This is a genomic window from Xanthobacter sp. ZOL 2024 (assembly GCF_052932325.1).
This window is the reverse complement of sequence record NZ_CM128808.1, coordinates 2,222,936-2,240,804: the sequence shown is the minus strand read 5'-3', so window position 1 is coordinate 2,240,804 and position 17,869 is coordinate 2,222,936. Positions and strand designations below refer to the sequence as shown.

Below are 17,869 nucleotides of genomic sequence, written 5' to 3'. Positions count from 1 at the left end.
GCCGGCGCAACCGTCCGTTCGTTCAGCCAGTCGGAGCCGCCATGCGCGCCCCCTTCGCCCGTCGTCATGCCGGCTTCGGTCTCTTGCTCGCCCTGCTGCTCGCCGGCTGCGGCACCACCGACACCAGCCTCACCGACCAGCCGGCCTTCTACACCAACCTGGCGAAGACCGGGAAACCGGTGGATCCGGAGGCCGCCGCCTCCATCATCTCCGATTACCGCACCGCCCGCGGCCTGACCCCGGTCAGCGTCGACCCGGCCCTCAACAAGATCGCCCAGGACCAGGCCAATGCCATGGCCCGGGCCGACAACCTGTCCCACGAGGTGGGCGGGCGCAGCTTCATGCAGCGCATGAAGGCCTCGGGCTACGATGCCAAGCTGGCGGTGGAGAATGTGGGCGCCGGCTACCACACCCTGGCGGAAGCGTTCTCCGGCTGGCGCGACTCCCCCTCGCACAACAAGAATATGCTTGCCCCCGGCATGACCCGCATGGGGATCGCCACCGCCAACGCGCCGAACTCCAAGTACAAGGTGTATTGGGCCCTGGTGCTGGCGCAGCCCGACGAACGCTGAGGGTGCGCCGCCGCACGTTCCGTTGCGTCGCGGCAAAACAATCGTGGACCGGCCGCCCCTGAGGCCCTAAACCCTTGGTCACGCGAGGCGACCGGGGTCAAGGCGCGTCACACGCCAGACCGGCATGCCGCGTTGAAGAGCTGCCGTGGCAGCCCACCGCTTCAGCGGCGCAGTTCGGCGGGTCACCTCAGCGCTTGGCCGCGGCGGCGGCACCCGGCGTGGGGCCTTGGCGCATCACCCCCGGCACCGAGAGCGGACCGGCCGTCCCGTGACCGCCCAACCGCTCCGGCGAGCGCCCGTCATGCGAGGGGCGAACGGGGTGTGAGGAATGCTGCCGGACATTCACGATTATGATGCGCTGACCCGCGCCTTCCGCTGGAACCTGCCGGCCACCTACAACATGGCCACCGACGCCTGCGACCAGTGGGCCCTGCGCGCCCCGGACCGGCCGGCCCTGCTCGTGCCCGAGGCCGGCGGCCTGCGGGCGGTCTCCTACGGTGCCCTGTGCGCCCTCTCCAACCGGCTGGCCCATGCCCTCGCCGCCCACGGCATCAGGCATGGCGATCGGGTCGCCATCCTGCTGCCCCAGTCGGTGGAAGTGCTCGCGACCCATTTCGCGGTCTACAAGCTCGGCGCCATCGCCGTGCCCCTGGCGGGCGCCTTCGGCGTCGACGCCATCGCCTATCGGCTGACCGATTCCGGGGCCCGCGCCCTGGTGACCGACGATGCCGGCCTCGCCAAGATCAGCCCCCGGCCCGAGACGCTGGAGCTGGTGGTGAACGTGGATGGCGCGCGCGCGGACGTGCTGGATTTCCACGGGCTGGCGGCGCGCGCCGCCGACACTCCGCCCGCCGTCGCCACCGGTCCCGAAACTCCGGCGCTGATGATCTACACCTCCGGCACCACCGGCCAGCCCAAGGGGGCGCTGCACGGCCACCGGGTGCTGCTGCCGCACGTGAGCGGGGTGCGCTTCACCCATGATTTCATGCCCCATGCGGGCGATCGCATGTGGACGCCGTCCGACTGGGCCTGGGCCGGGGGCCTGCTCAACACGGTGCTGCCGGCGCTGGTTTTGGGCGTGCCGGTGGTGGTGCAGCCCAAGGGCAAGTTCGATCCCGAGGCGGCCTTCGCGCTGATGGCGCGGGCCGGCATCCGCAACGCCTTCATCCCCCCCACCGCCCTCAAGATGATGCGCGCGGTCCCCCAGCCGAAGGCACGCTTCGGCTTCGATCTGCGCACCGTGGGATCAGCCGGTGAGGCGCTCGGCGCGGAGACCTTTGAATGGAGCCGCGCCGCCTTGGGGCTGCAGGTGAACGAATTCTATGGCCAGACCGAGTGCAATTACGTGATCGGCTCCAACGCCGCCTTGGGCGTCACCCGCGCCGGCGCCACCGGCAAGGCCCTTCCCGGCCATGAGGTGGCGGTGCTGCGCGAGGACGGTACCGCCTGCGCGGTGGACGAGATGGGGCAGATCGCGGTGCGCGCGCCTGATCCGGTGATGTTCCTCAATTACTGGAACCGGCCCGAGGCGAGCGCCGCGAAATATGCCGGCGACTGGCTGCTGACCGGCGATCTCGCCCGGCAGGACGCCGACGGCTACTTCCATTTCCTCGGTCGCGACGACGACATCATCACCTCGGCCGGCTACCGTATCGGCCCGGCGGAGATCGAGGATGTGCTGCTGCGCCATCCGGCGGTGGCGCTGGCGGCGGTGGTGGGCAAGCCCGATGCGCTGCGCACGGAAATCGTCAAGGCGGTGCTGGTGCTGGCGCCGGGCCACGCGCCCAGTGACGCGCTGGTGGCGGAGATCCAGGACTTCGTGCGCACCCGCCTCGCCGCCTATGAATATCCGCGCGAGATCGTCTTCGCCCCGGAGCTGCCGCTGACCACCACCGGCAAGGTGATCCGCCGCGCCCTGCGCGACTGAGGTCAGCCGCCGCCCGCCGGCGGCGCCGCATCCGGCGCCATGGCGCGGGCCACCACCATGCGGTCACGGCCCTCCGCCTTGGCCTGGTAGAGGGCGGCATCGGCGGCGGCCACCAGATCCTCCACCCGTTCCACATGCTGCGGGAATACCGCAAGGCCGATGGACACGGTCACCTCGTCCAGCACCCCGCCGGGCCACAGCACCTTCAGCCGGCGCACCGCCGACAGCAGGTGATTGGCCACCGCGATGGCGCCGTCGAGCCCGGTGTCCGGCAGCAGCACCAGGAATTCCTCGCCGCCGTAGCGGCCGACGATGTCGGTGGCCCGGGTCTGCTCCCGCAGCACATCGCCCATGGCCCGCAGCACGGCGTCGCCGGCCTCGTGGCTGTAGGTGTCGTTGATCCGCTTGAAATGGTCGAGATCGAGCAGCGCCAAAGCGAGCGGATGGCCGCTGCGCAGGGAGCCCGCCCCCTCCAGCGCCAGCGCGCCCTCCAGGAAACGGCGATTGGCCAGGCCCGTGAGCGGATCGCGCAGCGCCTGGCCGCGCAATTGCTCGCGCAGCTCGATATTGGCGATGGCGAGGGAGACCTGCTCAGCCAGCATGGTGGCGAGCTGCTGGGCATGGGCATCCCCCACCGCCGGCGTCTCGCGATAGAGCAGGCCGAGCAACGTGTTCTGGGCGAACAGCGGCTGGCACACATAGTCGGGCGCCGCCTCGCCGCAGCAGCCGGACACATGATTGCAGACCAGGCCGCGGCTGGCCTCGGATTCGGGAAACACCCGGCCGCGCCGCAGGCCCCAGCACTCATCCGGCGCAAAAGCCGTCACATCCGCCTTCAGCGCGCCCCAGCGGCTGCCGCGCACCGCCTGGTCGCGGGCCTTGTTCAGCACGTAAAGCGCCCCCGCCTCGTCCGGGAAGAGCCGGGCGGCATAGGTGGTGACAGAGCGGAACACCTCGTCGAGGCTGTGGCAGGATTGCAGAACGCCGCTGAGCTCGGTCAGCAGCGTGATCTCCCCGGCACGGGCCTCGGCCACGTCGAGCAGGCCGGTCAGGCGGGCATTGGCTGCCTTGAGGGCGCGCTCGTGCTCCTGCCGCTCGGCCTCGTGCTTCAGCGCATCGGTCTTGTCCTGCACCACCCAGAGGGTGGTTCCACCCCCGGACCGGCCATCGCGCAGGGGCCGGGCGAACGCATCCACCGGCACCGGGCGACCCTCGGCCCCCTTGAGATGCAGCACCGCGTGGCTCGCATGTCCGGCCTGGACCGTGGCCAGCACCTTCTCGAAGGCGGCGACATCGGCCGGGCCGTCCAGCAGCGCCTCCACGTCCAGCCCTTCCAGGCTGTCGCGCTCACGGGCGCACATAGCGGCCAACCTCTGGTTGCCGCGCACCACCGTTCGGCCGCGCAGGAACAGGATGCCGGCCAGGGGATTTTCCACCAGCGCCCGCTGCTCCGCATCAAGGGCGCTGAGGTTGCCGGACAGCCGGTTGGCCCGCAGCGACACGAACGTCACCAGCGCCAGCAGGAGACTGATGACGCTGCCGCCGGCCAGCACCAGCCGGGGGGTCATGCGGTCCACCTCGTAGACGGAGCCGGCGCGGGCGGCGAAATGCAGCCGCCACAGGCGATCCCCCACTACCAGCGAGCGCTCGGCGCTGATGCCGATGGGCACCGAGGCCACCGGTGTCACCAGGCTCAGGTTGGGCTCCCGGCTGTCGAACATCAGTGACCCCGGCAGGTCGGGGTCGGCCGGCTCCCAGATGGGGATGCCCTCGGCGGAGAGCTTGGCATAGCCGAGATCCACCACCCGAACGATCATCTGCTGCAGGGTCCGCACGTCGAGCACGCCGCGCATGAGGTCATTCATGCGATAGACGGCGGCGGCGTAGCCGCGCAGGGCCGCCCGCCGCTGCTCCACGCTCTGCACCGTCAGGCCGGCGCGGTAGATGGGCACCCGCAGAATGAAGCCGAGGCCGCCGCTCTGGTCCTGCAGCAGCTTCACCGGTGGGGTGGCGACGATGCGGCCGCTGTCGGCGGCGCGGGCGAGGGAATCGAGCTCCTGCGGCTTGGAGCCGGGATCGAAGCCGAGCACCATCTCGTTGCCGCGCAGCGGCTCCACGAACTCGATGGGGAAATAGACCGGCCGCGCGCCGGCCGGATGAACGGTGAAGTCCAAATAGGTGCGGTCCGCCAGGCTGCGGTCGGCCCGCACCTCGGCGATGAAGCTGTCGAGATCCGCCGGCGCCACCTTGCGCAGCACCTGCAGCGAGTCGAAGCCGGGGTGGCGCCGCATCAGGTCCAGGGTGTCCACATAACGCTGGAACTGGGCGCGATCGATGCGGCCGACGGTGGCATACAGCCCCTGCATGCTCACCAGGACTTCCGAATGGGTGCGCAGGCGCTCACCCACATCGGTGCTCATGGCGGCGGCATCGGAAGCGAAGCGGGCCTGCGCGTTGGCGTGCATCACCCGCTCCGCCAGCCGCTGGCCGGCGACGCTGGCCCCAACCCCCACCGCCAGCACCACCGCCGACAGCAGCAGGGCACGGTGCCGCAGCGGCGCAAACAAATCTGCCATCCCCAGGTTCCCTGTCGCGCGCATCGGGCGCCCAACTCTCGCCGCGGTGGAATACCATCAATCCGCCGCCTGTCGGAAGAGGCGGGGCGCCCCCGTTCAGTCAGTTGCGTCGGGGTGTGGCGGGAACAGCGCAAGCTGCTGCGCGCGCACCGGAGCGAACGACTGCCGGTGATGCGGGCACGGCCCCTCCGCCCGCAGGGCGGCAGCGTGCTGGGCGGTACCATAGCCCATGTGGCGTTCAAAGCCGTAGGCGGGAAACGCCGCCCCCAGCCGCGCCATCAGCCGGTCGCGCACCACCTTGGCGACGATGGAGGCGGCGGCGATGGAGGCGATCAGCCCGTCGCCCCCCACGAAGGTCTCCACCGCGCAGGGGGCCGGCGGCGGATCGTTGCCGTCCACCAGCAGCAGAGCGGGACGGCGCGGCAGCCCCTCCACCGCCTTGGCCAGCGCCCACAAGGTGGCCTGGCGGATGTTGTCGCGGTCGATCCGGGCCGGCGGCGCCAGGCTCACCGCCACCTCGGCGGTGGCGCAGATCTGCGCATAAAGCGCCTCCCGGCGGGCCGCGGTCAGCTTCTTGGAATCGTTGAGCCCGGCGGGGATGCACGCGGGATCGAGCACCACCGCGGCGGCCACCACCGGGCCGGCCAGCGGCCCGCGCCCCACCTCGTCGGCGCCGGCCACCGGCACCAGGCCCTGGACCATCAGCGCCCGCTCGTGGCTGAAATCCAGCGGTGGAAACAGCGCATCACCCCGTTGCCCGGCCCGCCCACGGCCCGTGCCGCGCTGTGCTCCCGCGCTTTTCGCCCGCATCGTCCCTCGGCTCCCGGTCCCGGCGCAATTGCGCCGCCAGCGGCTGATAGCACGAAAGGCAGGGGCCCGGCGCGCCCCCCTGCCGCAGGGGTGGCGGGGGATGGGCAGCGGCGTTGCCAGGGTGTAATTCCAGATCAGACATGCAAGGGCGCGCTCGCCGCGCGGGAGATCTCAGGATGCGTTGGGAAGACTACCGCTCCAGCGACAATGTGGAGGATCGGCGCGGCAGCGGCGGCGGCGGCGGCTTCCGCATGCCGGGCGGCCGCGGCGGCCTCGGCATCGGCACCATCATCGTGGTCGGCCTGATCGGCTGGGCGCTGGGCATCAATCCCGCCATCCTCATCGGCGGGCTGGAAGCCATCAACGGCGGGGGCGGACAGCAGCAATATGCCCCGCAGCAGCGCCAATCGGCCCCGCAATCGTCGGCCCAGGGCAACGGCACGCAGGCGGCGCCGAAGGATCAGCTCGGCCGCTTCGCCGCCACCGTGCTGGCGCAGACCGAGGACGTGTGGACTGACATCTTCCGCGCCCAGGGCAAGACCTATCAGGACCCCAAGCTGGTGCTGTTCTCCGGCGCCACCCGCTCGGCCTGCGGCGGCGCGCAGTCGGCCATGGGGCCGTTCTATTGCCCGCTGGATCAGAAGGTCTATCTCGACCTCTCCTTCTTCCAGGAGATGAAGACCCGCTTCAACGCCCCGGGTGATTTCGCCGCCGCCTACGTGATCGCCCATGAGGTGGGCCACCACGTGGAGAACCTCATCGGCATCCTGCCCAAGGTGCAGCAGGCGCAGGCCCGCGCCACCTCGAAGGCGGAGGCCAATGACCTCTCGGTGCGGGTGGAGCTGATGGCCGATTGCCTCGCCGGGGTGTGGGCCTACCACGCCGATGCCCGCGCCAAGATCCTCGAGCAGGGTGACGTGGAAGAGGCCCTCAACGCCGCCAGCGCCATCGGTGATGATCGCCTGCAGAAGCAGGCCCAGGGCTATGCCGTGCCCGACAGTTTCACCCATGGCACGTCGCGCCAGCGGGTCACTTGGTTCACCCGCGGGCTCAAGACCGGCTCCATGCAGCAGTGCAATACCTTTGACGGCGGGATATGATCTGAACGCATGGCTGTATCGCGTCGGGCACATCCTGCCTTGCGAAAGGCGAGACGCCTGTAGCAATCTTTGGTTGCAGAAGACGCCGCCGCGATCCCGCCTGGCGCGCCCGGCCCGTGTCCTCCGCCACGGGCCACAGGGCCGAGGCGGGACGCGCGCGGCGCCGGCGATAGGGGAACGCCATGCCCGCAGAGCTGCCCACTGACATCGTGTTCAATCAGTCGCCGCCGTTCGAGAACATTAATCTCGCCAGCCAGGATCTGCCGCTCATGGCCTGCGCGGCGGCCATGGGCAATGGCGAGGACCTGGTGACCTTCGGGGCCGAATGGGGCGCCGCCGACCAGTTCGCCCTCGGCCGGCTTGCCAATGAGAATCCCCCCATCCTGCACACCCACGACGCCCAGGGGCGGCGGTGCGACATGGTGGAGTTTCATCCCGCCTACCACACCCTGATGGCCCAGAGCATGAGCGCCGGGCTGCACTGCTCCAGCTGGGAGATCGCTGGCGGGCCGGCCCACGGGCGCCGCGCCGCCCACCTCTATCTGGTGAGCCAGGTGGAGGCCGGCCACGTCTGCCCGCTGACCATGACCCATGCGGCACCCGCCGCCCTCGCCGCCGCGCCCCATCTGCTGCGGGACTGGCTGCCGCGCATCCGCTCGCGCTCCTATGACGGCCGCTTCCTGCCGTTCTGGGAAAAGGCCAGCGTGACCATCGGCATGGGCATGACCGAGAAGCAGGGCGGCACCGACGTGCGCGCCAACATCACCCGGGCGGAGCCGGTGGCGGGAGACGAATATGCCATCACCGGCCACAAATGGTTCTTCTCCGCCCCCATGAGCGACGCCTTCCTGGTGCTGGCGCAGGCGCCGCGCGGGCTGACCTGCTTCCTCATGCCCCGCTTCCGCCCGGACGGCAGCGTCAACGCCATCCATCTGGTGCGTTTGAAGCGCAAGCTGGGCAACCGCGCCAATGCCTCCTCCGAGGTGGAATTCGACCGCGCCTTCGCCTGGCGGGTGGGCGAAGAGGGCCGCGGCATCCGCACCATCATCGAGATGGTCCAGCGCACCCGGCTCGACTGCGCGGTGTCCTCCGCCGGTGTCATGCGCATCGCCCTCAGCCTCGCTTTGCACCATGCCCGCCACCGCACGGTGTTCCAGAAGCGGCTGGTGGACCAGCCGGCCATGACCATGGTGCTGGCCGATCTTGCCCTGGAGGCGGAGGCCGCGACCGCGCTCACCCTGCGGCTGGCCTGCAGCTTCGACACCCACCAGGGCGAGGAGGGCGCCCGCGCCCGCCTGCTCACTCCGGCGGTCAAGTTCGCCGTATGCAAGGCCGCCCCCGGCTTCGTGTTCGAGGCCATGGAGGCGCTGGGCGGCAATGGCTATGTCGAGGACGGCATGCTGCCGCGCCTGTATCGCGAGGCTCCGGTCAACGCCATCTGGGAGGGCAGCGGCAACGTCATGGCCCTCGACCTGCTGCGCGCCACCGCCCACGAACCGGACAGCCTGCAACAAGTGCTGGCGGAGCTGAAGAAGGAGGCCGCCGGCCTGCCCGGCGCGGATGCCGCGGCGGAGGAGATCGCGGCCCTGGTGCGCGGCAGCGCCGCGGAGGCCCACGCCCGCCGCGCCTGCCATCTGCTGGCCACCCTGGCGGCCACCGCCGCCCTGGTGCAGACCGCCCCCGCCGCCATCGCCGAAACCTTCGCCCGCACCCGGCTGAAGGCGTCGCGGGCGCTGTTCGGCGCCAACGACGTCGCCCCCGTGGCGGCGCTGCTGCTCGACCGGGCGCTGGCGAGCTAAGACGCCGCGGCCGCCCGAGCCAGCCGAAAGGTCCGCGCCAACGCACGTGCTGAAGCCCTTGCCGAAGCACTTGCCAAGGCACTTGCCAAGGCACTTGCCAAAGCACTTGCGGCAACCGGCGCGGCATGCGAAGGAATCGCCGCACCCCCGCGGCGAAGACTGGCGGTTTGGTCTGGACCTGCGGAGCCGACCATTGAAACCATCTCGCGCGTTCGCTATAGGGGCGGTCAACTCATCCGAAGGGCCCTCGGGCCGCACCCTCGGCTGCGGCCGTGGGCGGCATCGCCTGCAGCCGGTGCGGCGGGAGCGGCCGAGTTTACGAAGAGGCAGCAGTCCATGTCTTCCACGTTCGACACGGTGGCCAACATCATCGCGGAAACGTGTGATATCCCGCGGGACACCATCACGCCGGACAGCCACGCCATCGACGATCTGGGCATCGACAGCCTCGACTTCCTGGATATCGCCTTCGCCATCGACAAGGCCTTCGGCATCAAGCTGCCGCTGGAGCAGTGGACGCAGGAAGTCAACGACGGCAAGGCCACGACCGAGCAGTATTTCGTGCTCAAGAACCTCTGCGCGCGCATCGACGAGCTGGTCGCTGCCAAAGCCGCGTGAGGGCAGGCGGAGCTGATGCGTCCTGAAGTCTTCAAGATGATCGACCGGGTCGTGGCTATCGACCCGGCGCTCAATAAGATCCATTGCCAGGGCCTGGTGCCGCAGGAAAGCTCCATCTTCGAGGGGCACTTCCCCGGTCATCCCATCATGCCCGGCGTGCTCCTCATCGAGGCCATGGCGCAGACCACAGGATGGCTCATCCTGGCGCGCAACCGCTTCGAGAAGATGCCTTTCCTCGCCACCGTGAAGGAAGGCAAGCTGCGCACCTTCGTGGTGCCCGGACAGAATCTCGACCTTTATTCCGAGGTGCTGCACGAGGGCTCTGGCTTCGTCGTGGCCCGCACCCAGGGCCTCATCGAAGGCAAGCTGATCTGCAACGCCGAGCTCACCTTCCGCGTGCTCCCCTGGCCGGAAGGCAAGATGAAGGCGGTGGTCCTGAAGGTGGCCGAGCACGTTAACTTTCCCCTGACGGACATCGCCAATGCCTGAAGCGCGCGCCAAACGGCGTGAGGTGTGGATTACGGGCATTGGTCTCGTATCCTCCCTCGGTGAGGGCCTTGAGGCCCATTGGGAAGCTCTGACGCAGGGTCAGGCCCCCGTCACCGACGCGACCACGTTCGCGCCGTACGTGGTGCATCCCCTGGTCAAGGTCAGCTTCGACAGCCAGATCCCCAAAAGGGGCGATCAGCGGCAGATGGAGCCGTGGCAGCGCATCGGCACCTATGCGGCCGGCCTCGCCCTCGATGCCGCCGGCATCGCCAAGAATGCCGACATCCTGTCGAAGACCGACATGGTGGTGGCGGCGGGCGGCGGCGAGCGCGACTTCGCGGTGGATGCGGCCATCCTCAACGATCTGGCCACCTCCAACGACGCCGGCCGGCTGCTCAACGAGCGCCTGCTGTCGGACCTGCGCCCCACCCTGTCGCTGGCGCAGCTCTCCAACCTGCTCGCCGGCAACATCTCCATCGTGCACGGCGTCACCGGCTCCTCCCGCACCTTCATGGGCGAGGAGAGCTCGGGCGTGGACGCGGTGCGGGTGGCCTATTCGCGCATCGCCTCCGGGCAGAGCGAGATCGGCCTCGTCGGCGGCGCCTACAATGCCGAGCGTGAGGACACCCTGCTCCTCAACGATCTCGACGATTTCTGCATGAAGGGCGCGCCGCGTCCGGTGTTCAGCAGCCCCGAGCCGGGCATTGCCGCCGGCTCCATGGGCGCCTTCCTGGTGCTGGAATCGCCCGAGCACGCCACCGCGCGCGGCGCCACCCCCATCGCCAAGATCTCCGGCGTGTGGTCTGAACGGGCCCGCCGCCAGGTGGAAGGGGCCATCAAGGACAAGGTCCGCGCGCTCCTCACCACCGCGGGCACCGCGGCCGGCACCGCCATCATGTCCGGCGCCTCGGGCGCGCGCGGCGCCACCGCGCCGGAAGCCGAGGTGCTGGCCGCCACCGGCCTGCCGGTGCGCTCCATCGCCAACCGGCTCGGCCACGGCTTCGAGGCCCAGTTCATCGCCGGCCTGGCGCTCGCGGCGCTGTGCGTCTCCAAGGGTGCCCTGTTCCCCGCCCTTCCCACCGATCCCGCCGAGACCGGCGGCGATGCGGTGAACCGGGTGGTGGTCACCGGCGTCGGCCACTGGCGCGGCGAAGGCGCGGGCGTGGTCGAGAAGGTCTGATCCTTCCCGCTCCGCGCAACCCTTGAACCGGGGTCCGGCGATGCGCGCCGGGCCTTTTGCCGTTCAAGCCCCCTCGCCGCTGTGCGGTGATCGGGGCGAAACGACCGCTGCCGGGCCCCTCATTTACCTTGAGTGCGGCTTCGGCGTATTTTCCGGCGACATCGGCCGCCGGCAGCGCGCTTCCCAAGCGATTCGCGCCGGGCCGATCTTCGCCATCCACGTGCGCCTGGGGCGGGCGCGCCTCACATCGGGGAGCCGCGGCATGACGCAGGCGCATTTGGACAAGTTCGGACGGCCCGTCGTCGTCGTCACCGGCATCGGCCTCATCACCTCCCTGGGCCAGGGCAAGGCCGACAACTGGCGCCGCCTCACCGCCGGCGAATCGGGCATCCACACCATCACCCGCTTCCCCATCGAGGGCATGCGCACCACCATCGCCGGCACCGTCGACTTCCTGTTCGACGGCCGGGTGCCCGCGCCCGACCTCTCCGAGAAGCTGGCCACGCTGGCGGTGGAAGAAGCCATCGCCGAGGCCGGCATCGGCACCCCGGGCGATTTCCCCGGCCCGCTGTTCGCCGCCGTGCCGCCGGTGGAGCTGGAATGGCCGGAGCGCCGCCAGCTGGCCGACGCGGTGGGCCATTACCCCATCGTCTATCACGACCTTCTGGCGGCGGCGGATTCCGGCAAGTTCCGCCCCTGGCACGAGCGCTTCCTGTTCGGCTCGGTGGCCGACCGGCTGGCCGACAAGTTCGGCACCCGCGGCCAGCCCATCTCCCTCTCCACCGCCTGCGCCTCGGGCGCCACCGCCATCCAGCTCGGTGTCGAGGCCATCCGCCGCGGCGAGACCGAGGTGGCGCTGTCGCTCGGCACCGACGGTTCGGTGCATCCCGAAGCCCTCATCCGCTTCTCGCTCCTGTCGGCGCTCACCACCGCCAACGACAAGCCCGAGGAAGCCGCCCGCCCGTTCGCCAAGAACCGCGACGGCTTCGTGATGGCGGAGGGCGCCGCCGCCCTGGTGCTGGAAAGCTATGCCCACGCGGTGGCGCGCGGCGCCAAGATCCTCGGCGTGCTGGAAGGCTGCGGCGAGATGGCCGACAATTTCCACCGCACCCGCTCCAATCCGGACGGCCGGCCCATCATCGGCTGCATGAAGAATGCCTTCGCCGATGCCGGCATCACCGCCGACGACGTGGACTATATCAACGCCCACGGCACCTCGACCCCCGAGAACGACCGCATGGAATATGTGGGCCTCAAGGCGGTGTTCAGCGAGGAGAAGCTGGCGGCCACCCCCATCTCCTCCAACAAGTCCATGATCGGCCACACGCTGACGGCGGCCGGCGCCATCGAGGCGGTGGTATCGCTGCTCACCATCGCCAATGGCCGCATTCCGCCGACCATCAATTACAACATCCCCGATCCGGCCATTCCGCTGGACGTGGTGCCCAACGTCGCCCGCGACGCGACGGTGAAGCGGGTGATCTCCAACTCGTTCGGCTTCGGTGGCCAGAACGTGTGCCTGGTGCTGACCGGGGAGCCGGCGTGAGCCGCGCCCCGCACCCGGCGGGAAACCTCACATGAAGCCCGTGCTGGTCACCGGCGGCGGGCGGGGCCTCGGCGCCGCCATCGTGCGGCGCCTGGCGGCGGCGGGCTTCGCCGTCACCTTCACCTATCGCTCCGCTCACGCCGAGGCGGAGGCGCTGATGGCCGAGATCCGCGCTGCGGATCCAGCCGCGCAGATTGCCGCCCGCCCCCTGGACCTTGCCGACCGCGCGGCGGTGGACGCCTTCGCCGAGGAGCTGGAGGCAGGAGAGGCCTGGTACGGCTTCTGCCACAACGCCGGCGCCTCCTATGACACGCTGGCCGCCATGATCGACCAGGACAAGGCCGAGGCGGTCATGCAGGTGAACCATTTCGCCTTCGTGCGCCTCACCCGGGCGCTCATCCGGCCGATGACCCGGGCCCGCGCGGGGCGCATCGTCGCCATCGGCTCGGTGGCGGCGCTCCAGGCCAATCCCGGCAACGCCGCTTATGCCGCCTCCAAGGCGGCCCTGCTGGCCCATGTGCGGGGCCTGGCGGTGGAGAGCGCCCGGCGCGGCGTGACGGTGAACTATGTGGCGCCCGGCTTCATCGATACCGCCATGCTGGAGAAATATGCCGACTACCGCGCGAAGATGGAGGCGCAGATCCCCGCCGGCCGCTTCGCGCAGCCCGATGATGTGGCGCAGGTGGTGGCCTTTCTCTTCTCCCCCGGCGCGGGCTATATGACCGGCGCCGTCCTGCCGGTGGATGGGGGCCTCTCCGCCAGCCTGCCGGCCCATCGCTGATCCGAACCCATCAGACAACCGCGAGAATAAGAATGCGCGCCCTCCAGCTCGTCTCCGATCGCAAGCTCGAAATCGTCGACATGCCCGAGCCCGCCGCCCCCGGCGCCGGAGAGGTGCAGATCCGGGTGAAGGCGCTGGCGCTCAACCATATCGACGTGTGGGGCTGGCGCGGCATGGCCTTCGCCAAGCGCAAGATGCCGCTGGTGGTGGGCGCGGAAGCCGCCGGCGAGATCGTCGCCCTGGGCGCCGACGTGCGCGGCCTGAAGGTGGGCCAGACGGTGGCCATGTATGGCGCCATGACCTGCGGCCACTGCAAGGCCTGCCTCGCCGGCCGCGACAACCTGTGCCAGAACGTGGGCGGCGTGCTGGGCTTCCACATCGACGGTTTCGCCCGCGACGTGATCAACATGCCCGAGCGGCTGGTGATCCCCGCCCCCGCCGGCGTCTCCTTCGAGGAGGCGGGCTGCGCCGGCATCACCTTCTCCACCGTCGAGCACATGCTGTTCGACAATGCCAAGCTTGAAGACGGCGAGACGGTGCTGGTGCATGCGGGCGGCTCGGGCATCGGCTCCGCAGCCATCCGCCTCGCCAAGGATGTGGGCGCCACGGTCATCACCACCGTGGGCGATGACGAGAAGGCCGAGAAGGCCAAGGCGCTCGGCGCCGATCACGTCATCAACTACCGCAAGGACCGGTTCGAGCACGAAGTCCGCAAGATCACCAAGAAGGTGGGCGTGGACGTGGTGTTCGAGCATGTGGGCGCCGACACCTGGAACGCCTCTTTGCTCTCCATGAAGCCGGGCGCCCGGCTCGTCACCTGCGGCTCCACCTCGGGCGTCACCGTGCAGATGAACCTGATGCAGCTGTTCCAGCGCCAGTACAAGATTTTCGGCTCGTTCGGCGCCACCATCAAGAATGTGGCCGACGGCCTCGAGAAGATGGGTCGCGGCATCAAGCCGGTGATCGACACCGTGGTGCCGCTGGAGAATTTCAACGACGGCCTGGAGCGGCTGGAGAGCCGCAAGGTGTTCGGCAAGATCGTCGTGAAGTTCTGACGGGCGAGCCCGAGCCGCGCCGTGCCCCCCTTGAAACAGAAGCTCCGCCGCTGGCGCAACCGCCTGCGGCCGGTGTTCGCGCCCGTCGTCGAGGCCATCGTCGGCGGCTATGTGCGCTTCTCCATCTGGTGGCTGCGGCTGTGGCCCCTGTGGCTCTCCTCCGGCGGCATGGCCTTCTGGGCGCGCCTTCTCGGCCCCTTCTTCCCGGTGAGCAAGGTGGCGCGGCGCAATCTCGCCGCCGCCTTCCCGGACAAGAACCGGGCCGAAATCGAAGCCATGGTGCGCGGGGTGTGGGCCAATATGGGCCGGCTCGCCGCCGATTTCGCCCAGCAGGACCAGCTGTGGGATTACGACCCGGCCCATCCCGATGCCGGCCGCATCGAGGTGAAGGGCGCCGACATCCTCGAGCGCCTGCGCGATGATGGCCGCCCGGCCCTGTTTTTCACTGCCCACACCGGCAATTGGGAATTGTGCGCGGTGGCGGGGGCCAAGTTCCAGGTGCCCGGCGGCGTGCTCTATCGCGCGCCGAACAACAAGAAGGCCGCCGACCTCATCGAGGAGATGCGCGCCGGCAACATGCCCGGCCTCATCCGCGCCAGCCGCAAGGCGGGGGTGATGATGGCCCACATGCTGGCGGACGGGCAGCATCTGGGCATGCTGGTGGACCAGTATTGGACCGGCGGGCCGCAGGTGGCCTTCTTCGGCCGCCCCTGCGCCACCAACCCGACGCTGGCCCGCCTCGCCCGCCAGTTCGATTGCCCGGTGCACGGCATGCGCGTCATCCGCCTGCCCGGTGCCCGGTTCCGGGTGGAGATCACCGAAGAGGTGGTGCTGCCCCGCGATGGCGAAGGCCAGATCGACGTGCAGGGTGCCATGCAGGCGGTCACCAGTGTGATCGAGGGCTGGGTCCGCGAATATCCCGAGCAATGGCTCTGGCTGCACCGCCGCTGGCGGTAAGACGGCCCAGGCCCGCCTGAACGCCGCCACGGGTCCTTCCCGGTCCCACCTGCCCCCTCCCTCCCCCGCAGGCGGGAGAGGGACTAGTGCGGCGGGTAGGAAGAGCCCTGATCCAACCACCCAGCGAAGAAAAGCCCGGCCTTTCCACGTCCCTGCGCCAAAGCCCTCCCCCGCTTGCGGGGGAGGGTTGGGAGGGGGAATGCCACACCAGCCGCCGCGCGACGCCCCCGGACCGCAACACCGCCCGCAATCGGCCAACCGGCAGCAAACGGTCCAACCCCGCCGGCCCCCTCCCTCGCCCTCCCCCGCAAGCGGGAGAGGGGATAGCGCGGTGCAGCAGAACAGCCGCGCGGCGACCACCCCGGGGAAGAAGAGCCCGGCCTTTCCACGTCCCTGCGCGAAAGCCCTCTCCCGCTTGCGGGGGAGGGTTGGGAGGGGGAATGCCACACCAGCCGCCGCGCGACGCCCCCGGACCGCAACACCGCCCGCCTTCCGCCAACCGGCAGCAAACGCTCCAGCGCCGCCGGCCCCCTCCCTCGCCCTCCCCCGCAAGCGGGAGAGGGGACAGCGCGGTGCAGCAGAACAGCCGCGCGGCGACCACCCCGGGGAAGAAAAGCCCGGCCTTTCCACGTCCCTGCGCGAAAGCCCTCTCCCGCTTGCGGGGGAGGGTTGGGAGGGGGAATGCCACACCAGCCGCCGCGCGACGCCCCCGGACCGCAACACCGCCCGCCTTCGCCCGACCGCCCCGAGGCGCCCGTCGCGCAAGCGCCCCTCCCATTCTCCCCCTTGCCCGCCGCGCCCTGATCCGATAAAGCCGCGCTTTCCGTTTTCACGAGGTGGAATGGGATGAGCGCGCCTGACGTGGCGGTCATCATGGGTAGCCAGTCCGATTGGGACACCATGCGTCACGCCGTCGAGACGCTGGCGGTGCTCGGCGTCTCGCACGAGGCGCGGATCGTGTCCGCCCATCGCACGCCCGAGCGGATGTATGACTTCGCCCGCGGCGCCAAGGCGGCCGGCACCAAGGTCATCATCGCCGGCGCCGGCGGCGCGGCCCATCTGCCGGGCATGGTGGCGGCGCTCACCACCCTGCCGGTGTTCGGCGTGCCGGTGGAATCCAAGGCCCTGTCCGGCGTCGACAGCCTCTATTCCATCGTCCAGATGCCCGGCGGCGTGCCGGTGGGCACCCTCGCCATCGGTAAGGCCGGCGCCACCAATGCCGCCTTGCTCGCCGCCGCGGTGCTGGCGCTCAGCGATGCCGCCCTCGCCGCCCGGCTGGAGGCCTGGCGGGCCGAGCGCACCGCCGCCGTGGCGGAGCAGCCGGCCTAGGTCCATGCTGCAGCCCGGAGACACCATCGGCATCCTCGGCGGCGGCCAGCTCGGCCGCATGATCGCCCTCGCCGCCGCCCAGCTCGGCCTGAAGAGCGTCGTGCTCTGTCCCGAGGCGGACAGCCCCGCCTTCCAGGTGTGCGACAGCGTCATCTGCGCCGGCTATGAGGACGAGGAGGCGCTCGCCCGCCTCGCCGATGCCGTCGCGGTGGTGACCTACGAATTCGAGAACGTGCCGCTGGCCACTGCCGAGTTTCTCACCGGCCGGGTGCCGCTGCATCCCGGCGCCCGCGCCCTGGCGCTCACCCAGGACCGGCTGGCGGAGAAGACCTTCGTCAACGGCCTCGGCATCGAGACCGCGCCGTTCCGCGCCGTGGAGGATCTCGCCACCCTCCATGACGCGGTGGCGCAGATCGGCCTGCCGGCGGTGCTGAAGACCCGCCGCTTCGGTTATGACGGCAAGGGCCAGGTGACGCTCCGGCCGGGCGATGACCTCGCCGCCGCCTGGACCGCCATCGGCGCCCAGCCCGCCATTCTGGAAGGCTTCGTGCCATTCGAGCGGGAAGTGTCCGTGGTCGCCGCGCGCCGCGCCGATGACGCCTTCGTCGCCTATGAGGTGACGCAGAACGTCCATCGCGACCATATTCTGCACACCTCCACCGTGCCGGCCGAAGTGAATGCCGCCACCGCCCGCCAGGCCCATGCCCTGGCCTATGCCATTGCCGGCGCGCTCGATTATGTGGGCGTCTTCGCGGTGGAATTGTTCGTGGTGGGCCGCGGCAGCGAGGAACGGGTGATCGTCAACGAGATCGCCCCGCGGGTGCACAATTCCGGCCACTGGACCCAGGATGGCGCGGCGACCTCCCAGTTCGAGCAGCACGTGCGCGCCATTGCCGGCTGGCCGCTGGGGGAGGTGGATCGCCTCGGCCGGGTGCAGATGACCAATCTCATCGGCGAGGACGCGCTCGCCTGGCATGGCCTGCTCAGCGAGCCCGGTGCCCGACTGCACCTCTATGGCAAGAGCGAGGTGCGCGCCGGCCGCAAGATGGGCCATGTGAACCGCATCTGGCCCGACGGCTCCAGCTGCCCGGGTGCCGCCCAAGACGGCTGCTGACCGCCACCGCGCCGTC

General features: G+C 70.2%; 15 protein-coding genes. 13 read left to right on the top strand and 2 right to left on the bottom strand.

Annotated features, from left to right (window positions below; genetic code table 11):
• Positions 1–41 precede the first annotated feature (41 nt).
• Complete coding sequence (locus ACU4E7_RS10305) at positions 42–572, top strand: CAP domain-containing protein (protein ID WP_238119521.1); 531 nt, start codon at positions 42–44, stop codon at positions 570–572.
• Positions 573–900: 328 nt separating this feature from the next.
• Positions 901–2,499 carry an AMP-binding protein gene (locus ACU4E7_RS10300; protein ID WP_447021457.1) on the top strand — a complete coding sequence of 533 codons (1,599 nt, stop codon included), beginning with the start codon at positions 901–903 and terminating at the stop codon, positions 2,497–2,499.
• A gap of 2 nt (positions 2,500–2,501) precedes the next feature.
• Here ACU4E7_RS10300 and ACU4E7_RS10295 read toward each other — a convergent pair whose 3' ends face one another.
• Together ACU4E7_RS10295 and ACU4E7_RS10290 are read right to left on the bottom strand one after the other, a co-directional pair.
• Positions 2,502–5,075, bottom strand: a complete 2,574-nt coding sequence (locus tag ACU4E7_RS10295; protein WP_447021456.1) for a sensor domain-containing diguanylate cyclase — start codon at positions 5,073–5,075, stop codon at positions 2,502–2,504.
• 96 nt (positions 5,076–5,171) lie between these two features.
• Positions 5,172–5,777, bottom strand: a complete 606-nt coding sequence (locus ACU4E7_RS10290) for a ribonuclease HII (protein ID WP_447021617.1) — start codon at positions 5,775–5,777, stop codon at positions 5,172–5,174.
• A 284-nt stretch (positions 5,778–6,061) separates the two neighbouring features.
• Here ACU4E7_RS10290 and ypfJ point away from each other — a divergent pair, with 284 nt between their 5' ends.
• From ypfJ to ACU4E7_RS10235, 11 genes are all read left to right on the top strand, one after another.
• Entirely contained in the window at positions 6,062–6,985 is a 924-nt protein-coding gene (gene ypfJ, locus ACU4E7_RS10285) for a KPN_02809 family neutral zinc metallopeptidase (RefSeq protein WP_238119505.1), read from the top strand.
• A 182-nt stretch (positions 6,986–7,167) separates the two neighbouring features.
• Positions 7,168–8,784: an acyl-CoA dehydrogenase family protein gene (locus ACU4E7_RS10280; RefSeq protein ID WP_447021455.1), complete on the top strand. Its 1,617-nt coding sequence runs from the start codon at positions 7,168–7,170 to the stop codon at positions 8,782–8,784.
• A gap of 336 nt (positions 8,785–9,120) precedes the next feature.
• Entirely contained in the window at positions 9,121–9,402 is a 282-nt protein-coding gene (locus tag ACU4E7_RS10275) for an acyl carrier protein (protein WP_012113283.1), read from the top strand.
• Between the two features lie 15 nt (positions 9,403–9,417).
• The gene (locus tag ACU4E7_RS10270) at positions 9,418–9,891 is read left to right on the top strand and encodes a 3-hydroxyacyl-ACP dehydratase FabZ family protein (RefSeq protein ID WP_238119501.1); all 474 of its coding nucleotides are present in this window, start codon (positions 9,418–9,420) and stop codon (positions 9,889–9,891) included.
• Positions 9,884–11,071: a beta-ketoacyl-ACP synthase gene (locus ACU4E7_RS10265; RefSeq protein ID WP_447021454.1), complete on the top strand. Its 1,188-nt coding sequence runs from the start codon at positions 9,884–9,886 to the stop codon at positions 11,069–11,071. The genes ACU4E7_RS10270 and ACU4E7_RS10265 overlap by 8 nt, the downstream gene beginning before the upstream one ends.
• Positions 11,072–11,333: 262 nt before the next feature.
• The gene (locus ACU4E7_RS10260) at positions 11,334–12,617 is read left to right on the top strand and encodes a beta-ketoacyl-ACP synthase (protein WP_447021453.1); all 1,284 of its coding nucleotides are present in this window, start codon (positions 11,334–11,336) and stop codon (positions 12,615–12,617) included.
• A 31-nt stretch (positions 12,618–12,648) separates the two neighbouring features.
• Positions 12,649–13,398, top strand: a complete 750-nt coding sequence (locus ACU4E7_RS10255) for an SDR family oxidoreductase (RefSeq protein WP_447021452.1) — start codon at positions 12,649–12,651, stop codon at positions 13,396–13,398.
• Between the two features lie 32 nt (positions 13,399–13,430).
• Entirely contained in the window at positions 13,431–14,453 is a 1,023-nt protein-coding gene (locus ACU4E7_RS10250) for a zinc-binding dehydrogenase (protein WP_447021451.1), read from the top strand.
• A gap of 21 nt (positions 14,454–14,474) precedes the next feature.
• The gene (locus ACU4E7_RS10245) at positions 14,475–15,410 is read left to right on the top strand and encodes a lipid A biosynthesis lauroyl acyltransferase (protein ID WP_447021450.1); all 936 of its coding nucleotides are present in this window, start codon (positions 14,475–14,477) and stop codon (positions 15,408–15,410) included.
• Positions 15,411–16,256: 846 nt separating this feature from the next.
• On the top strand, positions 16,257–16,739 hold the full coding sequence (purE, locus tag ACU4E7_RS10240) for a 5-(carboxyamino)imidazole ribonucleotide mutase (RefSeq protein WP_447021449.1): 483 nt from the start codon (positions 16,257–16,259) through the stop codon (positions 16,737–16,739).
• A 4-nt stretch (positions 16,740–16,743) separates the two neighbouring features.
• A complete protein-coding gene (locus ACU4E7_RS10235) occupies positions 16,744–17,853 on the top strand; it encodes a 5-(carboxyamino)imidazole ribonucleotide synthase (protein WP_447021448.1) in 1,110 nt (369 codons plus the stop codon).
• Positions 17,854–17,869 lie beyond the last annotated feature (16 nt).

Coding starts and splice junctions, on each gene's coding strand:
- ACU4E7_RS10290 (WP_447021617.1), bottom strand. CDS start 5,777: ATGGTCCAGGGCCTGGTGCCGGTGGCCGGCGCCGACGAGGTGGGGCGC.
- ACU4E7_RS10270 (WP_238119501.1), top strand. CDS start 9,418: ATGCGTCCTGAAGTCTTCAAGATGATCGACCGGGTCGTGGCTATCGAC.
- ACU4E7_RS10255 (WP_447021452.1), top strand. CDS start 12,649: ATGAAGCCCGTGCTGGTCACCGGCGGCGGGCGGGGCCTCGGCGCCGCC.
- ACU4E7_RS10295 (WP_447021456.1), bottom strand. CDS start 5,075: ATGGCAGATTTGTTTGCGCCGCTGCGGCACCGTGCCCTGCTGCTGTCG.
- ACU4E7_RS10235 (WP_447021448.1), top strand. CDS start 16,744: ATGCTGCAGCCCGGAGACACCATCGGCATCCTCGGCGGCGGCCAGCTC.
- ACU4E7_RS10260 (WP_447021453.1), top strand. CDS start 11,334: ATGACGCAGGCGCATTTGGACAAGTTCGGACGGCCCGTCGTCGTCGTC.
- purE (WP_447021449.1), top strand. CDS start 16,257: ATGAGCGCGCCTGACGTGGCGGTCATCATGGGTAGCCAGTCCGATTGG.
- ACU4E7_RS10275 (WP_012113283.1), top strand. CDS start 9,121: ATGTCTTCCACGTTCGACACGGTGGCCAACATCATCGCGGAAACGTGT.
- ACU4E7_RS10300 (WP_447021457.1), top strand. CDS start 901: ATGCTGCCGGACATTCACGATTATGATGCGCTGACCCGCGCCTTCCGC.
- ACU4E7_RS10250 (WP_447021451.1), top strand. CDS start 13,431: ATGCGCGCCCTCCAGCTCGTCTCCGATCGCAAGCTCGAAATCGTCGAC.
- ACU4E7_RS10265 (WP_447021454.1), top strand. CDS start 9,884: ATGCCTGAAGCGCGCGCCAAACGGCGTGAGGTGTGGATTACGGGCATT.
- ACU4E7_RS10280 (WP_447021455.1), top strand. CDS start 7,168: ATGCCCGCAGAGCTGCCCACTGACATCGTGTTCAATCAGTCGCCGCCG.
- ACU4E7_RS10305 (WP_238119521.1), top strand. CDS start 42: ATGCGCGCCCCCTTCGCCCGTCGTCATGCCGGCTTCGGTCTCTTGCTC.
- ypfJ (WP_238119505.1), top strand. CDS start 6,062: ATGCGTTGGGAAGACTACCGCTCCAGCGACAATGTGGAGGATCGGCGC.